This is a genomic window from Burkholderia stagnalis (assembly GCF_902830275.1).
GTDB classification, from domain to species: domain Bacteria; phylum Pseudomonadota; class Gammaproteobacteria; order Burkholderiales; family Burkholderiaceae; genus Burkholderia; species Burkholderia stagnalis.
Genome location: NZ_CADESW010000017.1, coordinates 36029 through 52873, shown reverse-complemented (window position 1 = coordinate 52873; position 16845 = coordinate 36029). Strand labels below are relative to the sequence as shown.

Below are 16845 nucleotides of genomic sequence, written 5' to 3'. Positions count from 1 at the left end.
ATGGCCGAAAAGAACCAGCAGCCCACCGAGAAGCGCCTGCGCGAGGCGCGCGAGAAAGGCGATGTTCCCAAGAGCGCGGAGACGGTGTCGACCGCGTTCTTCGTCGGCGCGTGCGCGGCGCTCGCGGTCGGGCTCGGCGCGCTGTTCGCGCGGCTGCAGGCGCTGTTTCGCAGCGTGTTCGACGCGATCGGCGCGGCCGACCCCGGCGCGCGGCTCGCGGCGCTCGTCGCGGGCGCCGCGCGGGACTGGATGACGCTGTCGGCGCAGATCGCCGGCGCGGGCCTCGTGCTCGCGCTGCTCGCGGGCTTCGTGCAGGTGGGCGGCGTGATGGCGTGGAGCCGCCTCGTGCCGCAGCTGTCGCGGCTGAACCCTGCCGAGGGGCTGAAGAACATGGTGTCGCTGCGCAACCTCGTCAATCTCGCGAAGATGCTGCTGAAGACGACGCTGCTCGTCGCGACGCTCGGCTGGCTGATCGTCGAGTCGCTCGATCCGTCGGTGCAGTCCGGCTTCACGCGGCCGATGTCGATCCTCGCGCTGATCGTGAAGCTGCTGATGCTGCTGTTCGGCTGGGCTGCGCTGATCTACATCGTGATGGCGATCATCGACATCGTCCACCAGCGCCACGAATTCAACCGGAAGATGAAGATGTCGATCGACGAGGTGCGCCGCGAGCACAAGGAAGACCAGGGCGATCCGCACATCCAGGCGAAGCGCCGGCAGCTCGCGCGCGAGCTGCAGTACGCGTCGCTGCAGGACCGCATCGACTTCGCGTCGGTCGTCGTGTATTCGCCGCGCGTCGCGGTCGCGCTGTACTACGGCGGGCTCGGCTCGCTGCCGTGGGTGCTCGCGCGCGGCGAGGGCGAGGCGGCCGAGCGGATCGTGAAGCTCGCGCGCGACGCGCTGCGCCCGACGCTCGCGAACGTCGGCCTCGCGCAGGCGCTGTACGACACCACCCCGGAAAACGGCACGATTCCCGCGCAGCATTTTCGCGAGGTGGCGGCGCTGCTGAAGTGGGCGACCGGCACGAACTGATCGTTGCCGGTGGCGCCGCAATCGTCATATCTATTGCCGAAACTGGTTTCGGATTGCTACCAATGTTTCCCTTTGCGCAGCGGTATTCCGCTTCGTTTCGGCGTCCGTATGCGTTGCGGCCCGTGCGCCGCGTCATTCGATGCGACCCTTTTCAGCGCCGATTTTCTGCCGGCGCTTGACACCAATTTTTTTAGAGGGTCACTCCGTAGGGCCGCGAATTATTGACGATTTATTTCTTCGTAACATGGCCCGACCGTCGCGCCCGATGGCGTGCGGCAAGGCGCCGGGCGCCGTGCGCGACGGGATCGGACAACAGACAGGCAAGAACATGTGCGGAATCGACGGCTTTCTGACTAGCGTCGCCTTCGAAGAGGAGACTGCGCGCGCGACCCTCGCGCGGATGACGGCAAGCCTCGCGCATCGCGGGCCCGACGGCCAGGGGATCTGGCTCGACGCGCAAGCCGGCATCGCGCTCGGCCACCGGCGGCTCGCGATCGTCGACCTGTCGGTGCATGGCCGGCAGCCGATGGCGTCCGCATGCGGGCGCTACGTCCTCGTCTTCAACGGCGAAATCTACAACCACCGCGCGCTGCGCGACGAGCTCGAGCGCGCCGGCCGCGCGCCCACCTGGCGCGGCCACTCCGACAGCGAAGTGCTGCTCGCGGCGATCGCCGCCTGGGGCATCGAGGCCACGCTGAAGCGCGCGACCGGGATGTTCGCGATCGCGCTGTGGAATCGCGAATCGCGCGTGCTGACGCTCGCGCGCGACCGGATCGGCGAGAAGCCGCTCTATTACGGCCGGATCGGCGACGCGCTGGTGTTCGCGTCCGAGCTGAAGGCGCTGCGCCGCTACCCGGGCTTCGACGGCGAGATCGACCGCGACGCGCTGTGCCTGTACCTGCGGCAGTCGAGCGTGCCCGCGCCGTACACGATCTATCGCGGCATCCGCAAGCTGCCGCCCGGCACGTTCATGCAGTTCGAGCATGCGCGCGACACGCCGCGCGCGCGGGCGTACTGGACGCTCGAGCACGCAATCGAGGCGGGGCGCGACGAGCCGTTCGACGGCAATGCGCGGGAGGCGGTCGACCAGCTCGACGCGGTGCTGCGCCGGGCCGTCGCGCGGCAGATGGAGGCGGACGTGCCGCTCGGCGCGTTCCTGTCGGGCGGCATCGATTCGTCGGCGATCGTCGCGCTGATGCAGGCGCAGTCGGCGACGCCGGTCGACACGTTCACGATCGGCTTCCACGAGGCCGGCTACGACGAGGCCGGCTATGCGAAGGCGGTCGCGCGCCATCTCGGCACGCGGCACACCGAGCTGTACGTGACCGCGGACCACGCGCTCGCGGCCGTGCCGAAGCTGCCGTCGATCTACGACGAGCCGTTTTCCGACGCGTCGCAGATCCCGACCTTCCTCGTGTCGGAGCTGACGCGCCGGCACGTGAAGGTGAGCCTGTCCGGCGACGGCGGCGACGAGCTGTTCGGCGGCTATACGCGCTATTTCCTGACGCCGCGCCTGTGGCGCAAGCTGCATCGCGTGCCGGCGGCCGTGCGCGCGCGGATCGCGGCTGCGCTGCATGCGCTGCGGCCCGATCACGCGGACCAGCTCGCGGCCGTCGCGCAGGGCGCGTGGGGCGGCGCGGAGGCGCGCGACGCGCCGGCGCGCATCGGCGACCGGCTGCACAAGCTCGGCCACGTGATGACGGCCGACAGCCGCATCGGGCTGTACCGGCTGCTGATGTCGGCGGTGCATCACCCCGAGCGCATCGCGCTCGCGGGGCAGGAGCCGCCGACGCCGCTCGACACCGCGAGCGCGTGGCCGGCGCACCTGAGCTTCGCCGAGCAGGCGATGGCGATCGACACGCTCACGTACCTGCCGACCGACATCCTCACGAAGGTCGACCGCGCGGCGATGGCCGTCAGCCTCGAAACGCGGATGCCGTTCCTCGACCATCACGTCGTCGAGTTCGCGTGGCGGCTGCCCGCGGAGATCCGGCTGCCCGACGGCCAGTCGAAGGTGCTGCTGCGCCGCCTGCTCGATGCGTACGTGCCGGCGTCGCTGATCGACCGGCCGAAGCAGGGCTTCTGCGCGCCGATCGACCACTGGCTGCGCGGCTCGCTGCGCGACTGGGCCGAGGCGCTGCTGCATCCCGCGCGGCTGCGCGAGGAGGGCTTCTTCGACGCGGCGGCGGTCGAGCGCCTGTGGCGGCAGCACCAGACCGGCCGGATGAACTGGCAGCACCAGCTGTGGACGGTGCTGATGTTCCAGGCCTGGCTGGAGGCGCAGCGGGCGGCGTGAGGCCGCGCGCATTGGTCGCCCTGCGGGCGCGGCGGGCGGCGCATGCCGCTGCCGCGCCGCATCCCCGCATCAGCCCACGACCAGCGGCATGCCGATCGTCAGGTGCTGCGGATCGGCCGCCGCGTTCGGATTGAGCTGCAGGATTTCGCGCAACGCGGCCGCGTCCTGCTCGCCACGCGACATCTTCTGCTGGTCGGCGCGCGATACCTGCGCGGCGTCGAGCAGCGTGTCGCGGTGCCGGTCGGCGATCACCCACAGCGAATCCCCGTCCACGACGAAGTAGCGCGGCGGCTGCGTCGAAGCCGGCGCGGGCGAGGGTGCCGCCGAGGGTGTGGCGGACGGACTCGCCGATGGGCTCGCCGACGGCGGGGGCGACGGTGTGCCGCCCGGCGGCACGACGTTCGATTTCGACGGCGTGCGGTGCTTGTCGTCGAACTCGGTGTAGATCGCATTGCCGACATAGATCGCGATCGGCACGAGCACGATCGCGGTCGGGATGCGGCCGGTGAGCGACTTCGTCAGGTTCGGGAAATGCGTGTCGGCGCGCGCGAGCCCGAGCAGCGTCGCCGACGTCGCCCCCGAGATCGCGAGCGGCAGGTTCGTATGGATCGCCGCGGCCGAGCCGAGAAACACGCCCGCATAGCCGCCCGCGACCGACACGACGTCGGACGCCGCGTCGATGAAGCGCACGGTCTGGCTGCGGCGCTCGATCGACAGGTTGCGCATCGCGCCGAGATGGACGGCGCTGGTGTACGCGACGCCGAGCAGCGCACCCACCGCGCCGAGCGCCGACGCCGGTGTATGGCTGTTCAGGAAGCTTTGCACCGCCGTCTCCCCGATGCCGACGTAGCCGGCGAGCGCCGCCGAGCGGCCGAGCTTGCCGAAGAAGCGGCGCGGGTTGCCCTGGTGCATCTGCTGGATCGACGTGCCGCCGAGCACCCCCTGCATCTGCGCGATCATGTCGTTCGCGATCAGCTTCGTATACGCGACGGCGTCCTCCGCTGTGATCTGCCCTTTGTCGTGCTGCGCGATCAGCCGGTCGACCTTGACGCGCGCTTCGTTCGCGAGCAGCGCGAGCGACGCGCCGCGCGACGCCTCGTCCATCTGGTGTGCGTCGAGCTGGCCGTTGAGCGTGCGCACGAAGCGATCGATCACGCGCCGGAACAGCCGCGGGTCGCCGCCCTGCAGCGCGCGCACCGAATCCTGGTGCAGCGCCTGTACGAGGCGGCCGGTGCGCGCGCCGACGAACAGGGACGTGTTCGTCTGCTTGAACGACGTCGCCTGTACGCCGAAGTAGTGCCGGGCGGCGCCGACGCCGACGCCGGCGGCGACGCCGGCCATCAGCGACACGGCGTTCGGCCACGTGAGCCAGCTGCGCAGGCCGCCCGCCCGCTGCAGCCGCAGCGCGTTCAGTTCCGCGAGCGCGGCCTGTTCGGGCGTCAGCGGCGTCGGCGGCGGCGCATTGCGGGTGGCCGGGGTCGTCCGGCCCGCCTGCGCGCCGACGAGGCGGGCGTCGCTGAGCGGCTTGGTCTCGTCGACCAGCAGTTCGGGCAACTGCACGATCTCGCGCCAGTCGGGCCGCTTTGCGGCCTTGAACTTGATCTTGCCGAGCGTCTTGAGCTGCTGCGGGCGGTCGAGCTTGCTGCCGATGTCCTTCTGCCACGCTTCGGTGAAGCGCCGGGCCTTCGATTTCCGCGACGGCGCGTGTGCCGGATCGGCTTCCCAGGCCCGTGTTACGTAGCCGGCGACCGCATGGCGCGCGCGGTTCAGCAGCTTCGTCGTGTTGCCTTCGTACAGGCGGCTGACGAGCGTGTCGATCTCCTTTGGCGTCATGCCTTTCTCGCGGCCGATCCGGTCGATCTCGGCGAGCAGCATCTGGTGCTGTTCGAACAGCTTGTCGGGTTCGATGCGCTCGAACACGCGGGTCAGCGCATCGGCGCCGTGGATCCGCTCGAACGCGTCGCCGTTGCGCGCGCGCTTGACGAGCATCTTCGCGAGCGCGGTCGTCAGTTCCTGGTTCGCGATGAAATCCGAGCCGTGCGTCGCGTACGACAGCCCGACGTGCACCCATTTCAGCGTCGGCCGGTCGAGCAGCCTGTTCACGAGCGTGACGTGGCCGGCGCCCGGCACCGGTTCGGGCACCGCGTCCCAGCCGTGGAACGTCACCATCACGTGCGGCGCGGTCTTGCCCGGATGCCGTTTGGCCCACGTCTCGAGCATCGACGCGAGCCGCTCGTAGTCGTGGTACTGGTCGTTGGTGCCGGCCTGGTAGCGCTGGTCGTCACGCGACACGAGCGCGCGCCCGGGCGCCGTTTCGAGCCGCAGCACGAAGCCGCCTTCGGCCGCCGCGTCGAGCCATGCGTGCAGGTTCTGCTCGGTCAGGTCGTCCAGCTGCACGACGCGGCCGTTCTCGCCGGTGATCGTCGCGGTGGCGTAGTCCATCTGGGCGCGGCTCGGGTCGCCCACCGCCTTCACGTCGCGGACGAGGGCCGGGTCGTGCTTCTTGCCCTGCGCGGCCGCGAGCGTGTGCGGATCGACGACGATCGAGACGACCGCCCGCGCGGCGCCGCTGCGCCGCAGCTCGGCGAGAAATGCCTGCGGATCGTCCGACAGCCGGTAGGCGCGGCTCATCAGCACGACGCGATCCTGCACGTCGCGGCTCGACTTGAAGAACGCGCGCAGGATCTTCCGATCGATCGCCACGGCCGCGCTCAGCTTGCGATTCAGGCCTTTCCACGGCGGCACCGGCGCGAAGCGCGCGCCGCCTGCCGTGTAGTCGCGCGCGACGTGCAGCCACTTGCCGAGCCAGCGCCACGCCTGCGCGTCGGCCATCAGCGCGGGCGGCGGCGCGTCGCCCGTGGTGTCCTGCAGTTCGAGGGGGCCCGCGCGCGTGTTGCCTTCTCGTTCGATGAATGCCTTGAGCCGCGCGACATGGGCGAGCGGGTCGGGCATGCCGCCGTCGCCGTAGCGTTGTTTCCATTCGACGAGCGTGGAACTGACGAGCGCCGGCTGGTAGGGCTTGATCTCGAGCTCCGGATGCGCCGGCGGCGGCTGGTTCGCGGTGCGAGCCGCCGCGATGTCGCGGTCGATCTGTGCCTGCAGGGTGTCGCGTTCGCCGATGGCCTTGTTTTTTTCCTGCTTTGCCCAGTCGCGCAGCGTCTTGACCCAGCTGCGGCGCGACGTGTCCTGCAGGTTCGTCAGGCGCTCGACGCGATCGTTCAGCGCCCGCAGCCGGGTGCCGGGCGCGTACGTGGCCAGGCCGTCGGGCGGCAGCTCGGTGAGCAGCAGGTGGACGTTCGCGCCATACGGCCCGCCGCCGATCGGCGACGCGTCGAGCGGCACGCCCGGGCCGCTCGTGTCGCGCCAGTCGTCGTGCCAGGCCAGCTTGCCGTCGTCGCCGGGCACGAGCACGCCGTTGGGCGCGTCGAGCCCGTGCGCGATCGGATCGTCGGTCAGGTACACGTAGACGCGGTGCGTGTCGGGCGACAGGCCGCCTTGCTCGGCGATCGCCAGCAGGTGCACCGCGTTGTGGCCGCTGAAGTCGAGCGCGTGCCCGGGGCCGGACGGCAGCAGGTGCGCGGCGACGAGCGCGTCGTGCAGGGGCGTCGACGTCGACGAGGGGCCGCCCTGCGTTGCCGGTGCATTCCGCGCATGCGCCGCCGCCGCACCTGCCGGCAGCGCGCCCGGCTGCGTGCCGGTCTGGACGGCCGCTTGCGCGCCTTGCCGCCGCAGCAGCGCCGCCGTGCGGGCGCGCAGCAGCAGCGCGACGCGGTGGCCGGCGTCGAGCGTCATCGCGATCGACGTCTGGCTGGCGTAGCGCCAGCGGAAGCGGGACGGCAACGCGTCGGCCTTCTCCGTCTTCGGCGCCTTGACCGGATCGAAGCGGCCGATGCGCGCGATCATGTCGGGCTCGACGCGCGTGGCGACGAAATCGACGCCGCGCTGTCGCGCGCGGGACAGCGGAATCCGGCGCTTCGGCCCGCGCGGCCGCACGCGCGTGTTCACGCGGCGCTGGAACGCATCGGGCAGCGCGCGCTCGACCACCTTCGTGCGTTCGAGCGGCGCCTTTTCCTGATAGTGCCACGCGCCGCTGGCGCGGTCGTACGTCGCGTGACCGAGCACGTCGCCGGTCTTGCGGTCGACCGCGTAGATCGTGTCGGCGTGGCTCGCGCCGGCGATTGCCTTGTTCGCGTTTGCGTAGTGCCTTGCCGAGCCGAGCGCGTCGATCGCGGCCGCGAGCGCGGCGTCGATGGGGCCGGTGCGGGCGAATTCGACCGCGTCGCCGCCGTCGGCCTGCTCGAGCTTCGACGGGCCGCCGAGCTGCTGCAGTTCGTCGAGCGGCACCGGCGACTTGTAGAAATCGAACGCGCGCCGCGCGGCGGCCGCGTCGCCGGACGGGTCCGCGTCGTGCTCGAGCGACAGCGCCTCTTCGAGCGCCTGCCGTTCTTCGCGCGTGAGCGACGGGTCGATGATCTTCAGCGCGATGGCGCCGTGCGCATCCACTTCCGCCGTGGCGATGAACCGGGGCGGCGCGTCGGCGGCCGGCGTGCCGGCGCGCGCGATCAGCACGTGCGCGCCGCGGCCGGTCTCGCGGACCAGGTCGCGCAGCGCCGGCAGATGCCCGCCCTCGATGCGCGTGAGCGTGCGCAGCCCGCGTTCGTCGAGCCATTTGCGCGCGCGCGTCATCAGCGCGCGTTCGCGTGCGCCGCCGCCGCGGGGCCTGCCGGACGCGCCGGGCGTACGCCCCGCCGAGCCCGGCGCGGCCAGCTTCGGCAGCCGCGCGTCGCCGGTCAGCGCGCGCGCCTGTTGCGCGTACAGCACGCGGTAGGTCGGATGGCCCGGCAGCGACGTGCGGGTGTCGCCGAAGCGCTCCGCGAGCGCCTGCAGCGCGGCCGGGTCGCCGCTTTCGTATGCGTGCTGCGCGGCCCGCGCGAGCCCGTCCGGCAGCGTCACGTGCGCGGCGATGTCGCCGCCGCCGGCGTCGAGGATCTCCGCGCGCACGCGGGCCGCGTTCCGCTGCGCGCGCGCCTCGGCGAGCAGCAGACTGTTCACGTAGGCTTCGTGGCTCGAATGATCGAGGCCGAGCGTGCCGGTCGATATCTCGGTACTGTGCTGCGCCTCGTGCGCGAGCGCGAACACGAGTGTGCCCGCGTGGCGCGTGTTGCCGTCGAGCACGATCACGCGCCGCTCGGCGTCGACGTACTGGCCTGCGCCGCGCGCGCCGAGCTTCACCTTCCAGCCGTCGCTTTTCGCGATCCGCATCTGTTCCATCAGCGTCGGCGACAGCCGCGCGAGCGCATGCGCTTGCATCTTCAGCACGACGCCGCGGAAGGCCGTGACGACCCGGTCGATGATGCCGCGCCGTGGCGCGTACGCGCCTTGCTCGGCCATCGCCGGGTGGGCGAGGCGGATGCGGCCGGTCGCGAGCCCGTAGTGGATTTTCGCGGCGACGTCGTCGATCCGCGCGAGCACGTCGCCCACTTCGACGGACTCCGGCATCACCGGACCGGGATCATGCAGCAGCACGTCGCCGTTGCGGCCGAACAGCACCTGGAAGTCGAAATGCAGCCCGTGCGCTTCGGCGATGCGGCGCATCCGCGCGAGATCGGCGAGGCCCTTGTGCGACACCACGCCCGGCAGGCCGAAACCGAACTCGACGTCGACGCTGCTGAGCTGCGCGTGCGGCTTGAGCACGACGCCGACGCGGTTCACCGCCGTGAACGGACCGTCCGCGGTGCTGACCGGCAGCTTGTAGACGTCGCGCAGCGTCGCGAGCCCGCCTTGCTCGTCGGCCAGCAACGTGGCCGCCTCGACGATGCCGTCCAGCGATTCGTCGCGGAATACGCCGATCGCCTGTCCGGTTCCGCCGTCGAACACGGTCTTGAAAGCCCCCGAGCCGAGCACCGGCCCGAGAAAATCCGCCGGATCGACGGGCCGCGCGGGATCGTCGACATAGAGGCGGCCGCGCACGGGGTCGACCGACAATTCGCCGAGCGACGGCTGGCGGTAGGCGGCCGGCACGTAGCGGTTCATGCCGGACAGGCTGGTCAGCGCACCGGCGTCGCCCACGGCGTCGGGGTGCGGCGCGTAGACGGGGCGCTGCCACAGGTTCGCGAGCTGCGCGGCCGCGCCTTCGTTCGCGTGCCGGGCCGACAGGATCAACGTGTGTTCGGTGCCCGGCGGCGGATGATTGAGCAGCGTGAAGCCGTGCGGATCGACCGGCGTCCCGTCGGGGCCGAGCAGCGTGCCGTCGTGCAGCGTGTCGGCATGGAACACCACGAGCTTGTTGCGCGGGTCGAGCGACAGGCGATGGCGTCGTTCGAGCGACAGCGCATCGAGCGACGGCGCGTCGCCCGCGCCGAACGGCGACGCGTTGCGCTCGACGTTCGCGCGCGACCACGCGGCGCGCTGCGCCTGGATTTCGCGCATCGAGCGCGGCCCGTCGCCGCCGGCTTGCGTCTCCTGCGGCGCGGGCATCGTGCGGCCGGCCCTTGCCGCGCCGCGCTCGAACGCGTCGCCGTAGAACGCGTCGTAGGTCTTGCCGCCCGCGCCGGACACCGGCGCGTGCGCGAACGCATCGGCGAGCGTCGCGACGGTGCCCGCGTAGTCGTGCGACGGCCGCCAGTTGTCGGCGACTTCCTGGATCGCGTCGGGCAGCTTCACGTGCGCGGCGATGTCCACGCCGCTCGCCATCCGGATCTCGTAGCGCGCCTCGAACGCGTTGAGCTGCGCGCGCGCCTCGGCTTCGAGCGCCTTGCGCGTGAAGCGGCGCCGGCCGCTGTAGTCGAGCCCGAGCGAGCCGTCGATCGCCTCGACCGCATGCTTCGCCTCGTGCGCGAGCGTGTACGTCATCGAGCCGGGGTGGCCGAGCGCGCCGTCGAGCGTCACGCGCTTCTTCTTCGCGTCGATCCGGCTGCCGCCGCCGCGCTTGCCGACGCGCACGCGCCAGCCGTTGTCGTCGAGCATCCGCAGCTGCTGCGCGAGCGTGCCCGACTGCTGCGCGAGCGCGCTGACCTCGTTCGGCAGCGGTGCGCCGCCGAAACGCATCTGCAGCCGCGCGACGAGGCCCGGCTTGTCGGCGGTCGGCGCGGTCTCGGTCGTTTCCGGATGCGCGAGCTGGATATCGCCGCGTTCGACGCCGCTCTCCAGAAGCCGCAACTGGTCGTCGACCCGGTCGTGTGCGCCCCGGTAGCCGTCGTTGCCGATCTCGATGCGCCCCGGGTCCGTGATCAGCAGGCGGCCGTCGTGATAGACGCCCTGCACGTCGAAGTACAGCTGCTTCTCGGCGATCAGCGTCTTCAGCGCGCGCAGCTGGTCGAGCGTGTCGGCCTTCAGCGTCTTCGGCAGCACGCCGTGCTCGACGTCATGCGTATGCAGCGCGCCGCGCGGCTGGTACAGCACCGCGACGCGGTTCGCATGCGAGAACGGGCCCTCCATCGACACGGTCGGCAGGTCGAACCGGCGCCGCAGCAGCGCGAGGCCCCGTTGTTCGCCGAGCGCGGCGCCGCGCTGCGCGGTGCGCGAGCTGAACGCATCCTCGTACAGGCCGACCACCGCGCCGCGGCCGAGCGCGAAGCCGCCTTTCTCGTTGCCGAAGCCGATCAGCGCGCCGAGATGCTCGTCGAGGTCGACCGGCTTGCCGGTGCCCGCATGGAACACGGCGTTGCCGTCCGCATGCAGCGGGCCGAGATCGACGTCGGGGTGCGGCGCGGGATCGAAGCGCAGGTAGCCGCTGGTCGCATGCAGCGTGCCATCGGCCGCGAGCGCGCCGCGCGGCGCGACGTACACCGGCCGGTTCCACACGTTCGCGAGCTCGGACGCGAGCGTTTCGTCGGCATGCTTGCCGATCAGCACGATCGGCTCCGCGATGTCGGCCGGCGCGCGGAACGCGTAGCGCGCGTCGAGCGCGAGTTCGTGCCCGCTCATCGGCACGCCGTCCCGGGTTGCGAACGTGCCGCCGGCCCGGTCGTTGCGCACGACGTACAGCTTGCGGCCGCCGTGTTCGTGCGTCTCGACGAGCGGCCGGTTCGTCACCGTCGACACGCCGGCTTCGCGCGCGACGAAACCGGCGGACAGCGGCGACGCGTCCATCGCGTTGAGGATCGTCCATGCGACGCGCTGGCGGAACGTCAGCGGCTTCAGCGCGCCGCCCGCGCCGGCCTCGGCCGGATCGGCGACGCGCCGGTACTGGAGCGTGCGCGCGTCGCCGCTGCGGCGGTCCGCGCGCGATGCGCGCCGCGCATCCTGGTCGTTCTCGGCCGCGCGCTCGCGCACGTCGGCGGTGCTGCGGCGGGCCTGCGACGTGGCGCGCGAGCTGGCGGCCGCCGGCTCGCCGCTCGCGGGCGCGGCGTCGCGCTCGCTCGGCGCGGCCGGGTTCACGCGGTTCGCATGCGCGTCGCCGGGCGGCTGCCGTTGCTGATCGTCCTGCGGCGGCGCGACCGGTGTCGCGGCCGGGCGGGGCGGCGCGATCTCGTGCGCGTACTTGAGCTGGATGCCGTCGGACAGGCTGAGCCCGCCATGCTCGTCGGCCGTGATGCGCGCGTCCGTCGCGGTCTCGTCGAAACGCGTGCGCACCAGGCCCTTCACGCGCTCGCCGATCGTGATCGTGCCGTCCCGGTCGAGGAACGCGGTCGATTCGGTCCTGCCGCGCGCGCCGGTATTGACGTCGTTGCCGCGGTTCAGCGCGCGGATCGGCACGCCTTTGTAGGTGAGGATCTTGTTGCCGGCCATCAGCGTGCCGTCCTTCGCGACGGTGATCGTCTTGCCGTCGAACGTGGCCTGCTGGCGGCCGACCCGCAGCGTGCTGGCGGCCGCGTACTTGTCCTGGCCGATCGTCACGCGCTGGTCGCCGATCGACACCGCGCGGTTGCCGAGGTCGCGCGCGCCGAAGCTGCCGGTGCGGCGCACGATGCCGGTCGACAGCGCCTTGATCTGCTGCGGGCCGGCCGCGAGGCCGGCGTTGAGCAGGAACGACGTCGCATCGCTCGCGAGCCGTTCGGTGTGGCCGGTCGCGAGATCGTAGCTGAACTGGCCGGCCGCATCGGCCGCGCCGCCGTATGCGGCGGCCTTGGTCGCGAAGCGCGTGCCGGTTTCGACGCGCGACGCGAACTTCGCCGCATCGCCGCCGGCGCGCGTGACGACCCGCGCGGCCGTGGTCGTGCGGCTCGCGAGCGTCAGCGCCTTGCCGGCCCCGCCGATGCCGAGCGGCACGAGGTTGATGTAGTCCGCGCGTGCGCCGGCGTCGAACGGGCTGATCGTGCGGTCGTGATACATGCGGTTGCCGAGGTCGTAGCCCGAGTTCACGACGGCCGCCGCCGCGGACGTGTACATCAGCCCCGCGCCGGCCGCATTGAGCGCGATGCCGAGCGGCGCGCCGAACACCGTCGCGTCGAGCAGGCCGCCGGCCACTTCGAGCGCGAGCCCGCCGACCAGCATGCCGAGGTTCACGTCGCCCGCGCCGAGCGTGTGCATCACGCTTTCCCACCAGCTGTCGTCGTGCGCGGTGTTGTGGCGGTCGATCTGCGCGGCGCCGTTCGCGTCGTAGCCGGTCGCGATGTCGAGCGTGCCGTCCGACGACAGCTCGTTGTCGTCGATGAAGTTGCCGATGCTCGAGTATTTCGAACCCTGGTCGTCGACGTAATGCGTGTCGCCGCTCGCGTTCGTCACCTTGAAGATCGCGCTCGTCATCAGCCCCGCGTCCTTCGACGCGTAGACGATCGGCATCACGTTCACGCGCGTCGACGCGCCGCCGCCGACCTTCAGCAGCTCGTGGCGCACCTTGTCGATCGAGTCGAGCTTCTTTTGATCGCTGAACTGCGCGGCGTGCGGATCGTCGCTCGCGCTGTCCGGCGACAGGCCGATCGCGATGCCGACGAGGTTGCGCTGCCGCGTGTCGTCGAGCTTGCCGAAATCGATCGTCGCGCCATGCTGCGTCGCCTCGCCGGCCTTGTCGAGCAGCGATTGCGACAGCTCGCCGCGGTGCGCGCCGAAGAAATCGGACAGCGCCTTCGCGTAGTCCTTCTGGTCGGCTTCGGTCTTGGCGTTGCGCAGCCGCTCGTCGAGGTGCGCGTCGAATTCGTTGAACAGCACCTGCTGGTGCAGCGTTTCGCTCAGCAGCTGCGTCTGCTGGACGTTCTTGTTCGCCTGGTCGAGCTGCGTGCGCGCGTTCGACAACTGCTGCGCATACGGATTCACGACGAACGGCACCGGCGCGGTCAGCGGGATATTGGCGGGCGTGCCCTGCGGCTTCGACACCGACAGCAGGCTCGGCGTCGTGCCGATGCCGTGATCGCGGTTCCAGGCGTCGTACTGCTTCTGCAGGTCGTCCACCTGGCCCTTCAGCTGCGACTGCTTCGCCTGCGCGTCGACCAGCGCCTGCTTCGTCGCGCGCTCGTTGACGGTCGCGGTCATCCGGTCGTCCGCCTGGTGCAGCGCGGACGCGATGGTCTTGATGCCCTTGATCGCCAGCGGCGTCGGATCGTTCGCGACGCACATCGTGCGGTGGTCGTACTGGTTCTGCACGCCGGCCGCGACGTCGTCGTAGTGGATTGCGAGCGCGTTGCCGTATGCGGCGACGTAGCCGTCGTGCGCGAGACTCGCGCCGTCCTTCGCTTTCGACAGTTGCGCGTACGCGTCGCCGAGATCGAGGTCGACCTGCGGATCCTTGATCATCGCGCCCGGGTTGTCGTGATGCCACTGCGTCGATGCCTTCTGCGCGGCGTCGTACTTCGTCTGCAGGTCCGCGACCTGCCGGTTCGCGTACAGCATCTGCAGGTAGCCGCCGCTCACGCGCGCGCTCGCCTGCGCGTGGTCCAGCAGGTCCTGCTGCGCGGCGACGGTCGTGTTCATCACGGTCGGGCCGTACTTGCCCGACACCGCGTTGCAGGTGATCTGGATGTCCGCGACCTTCGACGCGTCGGCGGCGGCGTTCAGGCACGCGTTCGCATAGTTCGCGTCGTCGGCGGCGCTTTTGAGGTTCGCCTGCGCGTCTTCCGGCTTCAGCTTGTCGGGCGCGTCGATCACGCGGTCGAGCGGCGCGAGCTGGTCGTTCACGCGGCCGATGCCGACGTCCATCGCGTCCGCATAGTCGCCGTTCGACGCGTACGACTGAAGCTGCGCGAGCGCGAGGTTCGAGTTCGCGACGTCGGCGTTGTGGCGCGCCTTTGCTTCGGATAGCTTCGCGTCCGCGTGCTGCCAGGTGTCGTAGGCCTGCTTCTGCTGCGGCGTCCAGTTTGCCTGCGACGCCTGCGTCGGGTCGTCGCCGATGCCCGGCACGGCCGCCTTCAGCTTGTCGAGCGCCGCGTTCGCGTCGGCCTGCGCGGAGCCGGCCTGGTTCGGGTCGAGCGCGGCCTCGTCGTGCTTCGCCTGTTGCGCGTACGCGATCATGTAGCCGGCGTCGGTGGTGACGTCGAGTTCCTTCTCCGCCTTCGCGGTGGCCGCGTGCGCCTGGTCGTAGGCGGTGCGGGCCTGGTCGACCGTGCCCTGCGTCGCCTGCGTATCGTTCTGCGCGGTCGTGAGCGCGGCCTGCTTGTCGTGCTCGTCCTTCAGCGCGGTGTCGTATTTCGTCTGCGCGCCCTGGATCGCGGTTTGCGCGGCCTTCGTGAGCGGATCGTCGACGGTGATGTCGGGCGTCGTCGGGCGATATTGCTCGGCGAGGCGCTGGATCAGCGATGTCGCGGACGCGATCTCGGCATTGGTCGGCTTCGACGGATCGCTGTCGGGGCTCACCTGCACCGCGATCGGCGGCGGGGGCGGGGTGGTGTCGACCTGCTGCTTCGACGGGTCGCTCGTCTGCTGCGCGGCCTCGCTCGCGGCCGTCGCGCGCTCGGCCTCAAGCGTGCGCTCGAGGAAAGCCATCCAGTTGACGCCCATCCCGACGCCGTCGATGTCCAGCATGTCAATCTCCCGTCAGACCCGCCGCCGCGCGCGGATGCGCGCGATTCGGCGCTGAGCCAGCCGCCGCTTCGAGTGTACGAAGGGCCGCGCTGGCCGGGCGGCGGCGGTTTCGTAGCGGGGTGATGCGCGCGGCGCGCGGGCGGGTGGCGGGCTACGAGATGCGCGTGGGTTGTTTCGACGCCGCTACCGATCGAGGCAGCGCACGCAGAGCCGCCGCGCGTCCGCGGCCGGCAAGCCGCGGCACATCATCACGACCGGGTGTGCGCCGCACGATGGCGCGTCCGATCGCCGTGCGCGGTCGGGCGGCGCGGCAGCAGCGGCGGCGACGATGGGGCGCGCCCGCTCGGGCGGCGGCGCATCGCGCACGACCGGAATCGGCCCGAGGCCGCCTTCGCGCGCATTGCTGCGCGCGCTCGCGACGACGCGGCTCACGTAGCCGCTCGAGAAGCCCGTTGTGAAATTGCCGCTGTAGTAGCACGACAGCGCCGCCTGCAACGCGGCCTGAGCGGGCCTTCCCGTGCCGCTCGAGCGCGCGAAGCATTCGGTCAGGATCGCGCCGCCCGCGCGCAGGTTGCGGCATGGCTCGAACATCGTCGCGTCGTCGAGCCCGACTTTCGCGAAGTTACGGTCGTTGACCTGCGCGAGCCCGACGCTGTAGCTGAACCCGCGCGCGGCAAGCGCGCGCGTGGTCGCCCGCGCCTCGTCGAGCGAGCGGGGCTGGCGTTGCAGATGACCGCCGACCACGCCGATCGCATACGGATTGAAGCCCGACTCGGTGCGCACGAGCGCGGCGAGCGTCGCGGGATCGACGTTCGGCGCGCAGGCGCGCGCCAGTTGCGCGAAAGCGGCGCCGCCGCCGGCTGCCTGCGCGACGCGCGGCGGCAGGCACGCGAGCAGGGCCAGCGCGCACAGGCACGCGACGAATGTTCGCAGGCGGCGCGCGTTCATCCCGCGCCCGCCACCCGGTACGACAGCACGAGCCCGTGCACGAGCATCGCCCAACCGTCGAGCGCGACGAACAGCAGCAGTTTGAACGGCACCGAGATCGTCGTCGGCGAGATCATCTGCATGCCGAGCGCGAGCAGGATGTTCGCGACCAGCAGGTCGACGACGATGAACACGATGTAGATCACGAAGCCGATCTGGAACGCCTTCGTCAGCTCGGCGAGCGTGAAGCTCGGCACCAGCACGAGCAGGTCGTCGTCCTTGATGCCTTCCGCGCGGTTCTTCGGCCACACCGACGTCGCGGTGCGCACGAAGAACTCGCGGTCGCGCTGGCGCGTGTGCGACACCAGGAAATCCTTGATCGGCGGCAGCGCGGCATCGGCGAGCGCGCCGACGTCCGCGGTCGACAACTGCCCCGACGCATCGAAATGGCGCTGCTGCAGCGCATCGCGGATCGCCATTCCCACCGGCGCCATGATGAACAGCGACAGGATCAGCGCGATGCCGTTCAGCACGAGGTTCGGCGGCACCTGCTGGATGCCGAGCGCGGAGCGCAGCAGGCCGAGCACGACCACGAGCTTCGTGTAGCTCGTCACCATCAGCGCGGCGAACGGCGCGATGCCGAGCGCGGCGATCACCGCGATCAGCGCGACGGGATTCGGCAGGTTGCCCATCGG

5 protein-coding genes are annotated in these 16845 nt (G+C 71.2%); 2 read left to right on the top strand and 3 right to left on the bottom strand.

Features of this window, described 5'->3' with window-relative positions; genetic code table 11:
• Both HWY45_RS25745 and asnB read left to right on the top strand, forming a co-directional pair.
• Positions 1–1032: an EscU/YscU/HrcU family type III secretion system export apparatus switch protein gene (locus HWY45_RS25745; protein WP_059880066.1), complete on the top strand. Its 1032-nt coding sequence runs from the start codon at positions 1–3 to the stop codon at positions 1030–1032.
• Positions 1033–1360: 328 nt separating this feature from the next.
• Positions 1361–3328, top strand: coding sequence for an asparagine synthase (glutamine-hydrolyzing) (asnB, locus tag HWY45_RS25740; RefSeq protein ID WP_059880202.1), 1968 nt, complete (start codon positions 1361–1363; stop codon positions 3326–3328).
• 69 nt (positions 3329–3397) lie between these two features.
• Here asnB and HWY45_RS25735 read toward each other — a convergent pair whose 3' ends face one another.
• The 3 genes from HWY45_RS25735 to sctR all read right to left on the bottom strand — a co-directional run bounded on the left by HWY45_RS25735 (position 3398) and on the right by sctR (position 16842).
• Positions 3398–15223 carry an LWXIA domain-containing protein gene (locus tag HWY45_RS25735; protein ID WP_059880063.1) on the bottom strand — a complete coding sequence of 3942 codons (11826 nt, stop codon included), beginning with the start codon at positions 15221–15223 and terminating at the stop codon, positions 3398–3400.
• Positions 15224–15406: 183 nt separating this feature from the next.
• Positions 15407–16171, bottom strand: coding sequence for a lytic transglycosylase domain-containing protein (locus HWY45_RS25730; protein WP_059880060.1), 765 nt, complete (start codon positions 16169–16171; stop codon positions 15407–15409).
• Positions 16168–16842, bottom strand: coding sequence for a type III secretion system export apparatus subunit SctR (gene sctR / locus HWY45_RS25725; RefSeq protein WP_059563033.1), 675 nt, complete (start codon positions 16840–16842; stop codon positions 16168–16170). The genes HWY45_RS25730 and sctR overlap by 4 nt, the downstream gene beginning before the upstream one ends.
• Positions 16843–16845: the final 3 nt, after the last annotated feature.

Excerpts from the sequence above, each read along its gene's own strand:
- sctR (WP_059563033.1), bottom strand. The coding sequence starts at position 16,842 with ATGGGCAACCTGCCGAATCCCGTCGCGCTGATCGCGGTGATCGCCGCG.
- HWY45_RS25735 (WP_059880063.1), bottom strand. The coding sequence starts at position 15,223 with ATGCTGGACATCGACGGCGTCGGGATGGGCGTCAACTGGATGGCTTTC.
- asnB (WP_059880202.1), top strand. The coding sequence starts at position 1,361 with ATGTGCGGAATCGACGGCTTTCTGACTAGCGTCGCCTTCGAAGAGGAG.
- HWY45_RS25730 (WP_059880060.1), bottom strand. The coding sequence starts at position 16,171 with ATGAACGCGCGCCGCCTGCGAACATTCGTCGCGTGCCTGTGCGCGCTG.
- HWY45_RS25745 (WP_059880066.1), top strand. The coding sequence starts at position 1 with ATGGCCGAAAAGAACCAGCAGCCCACCGAGAAGCGCCTGCGCGAGGCG.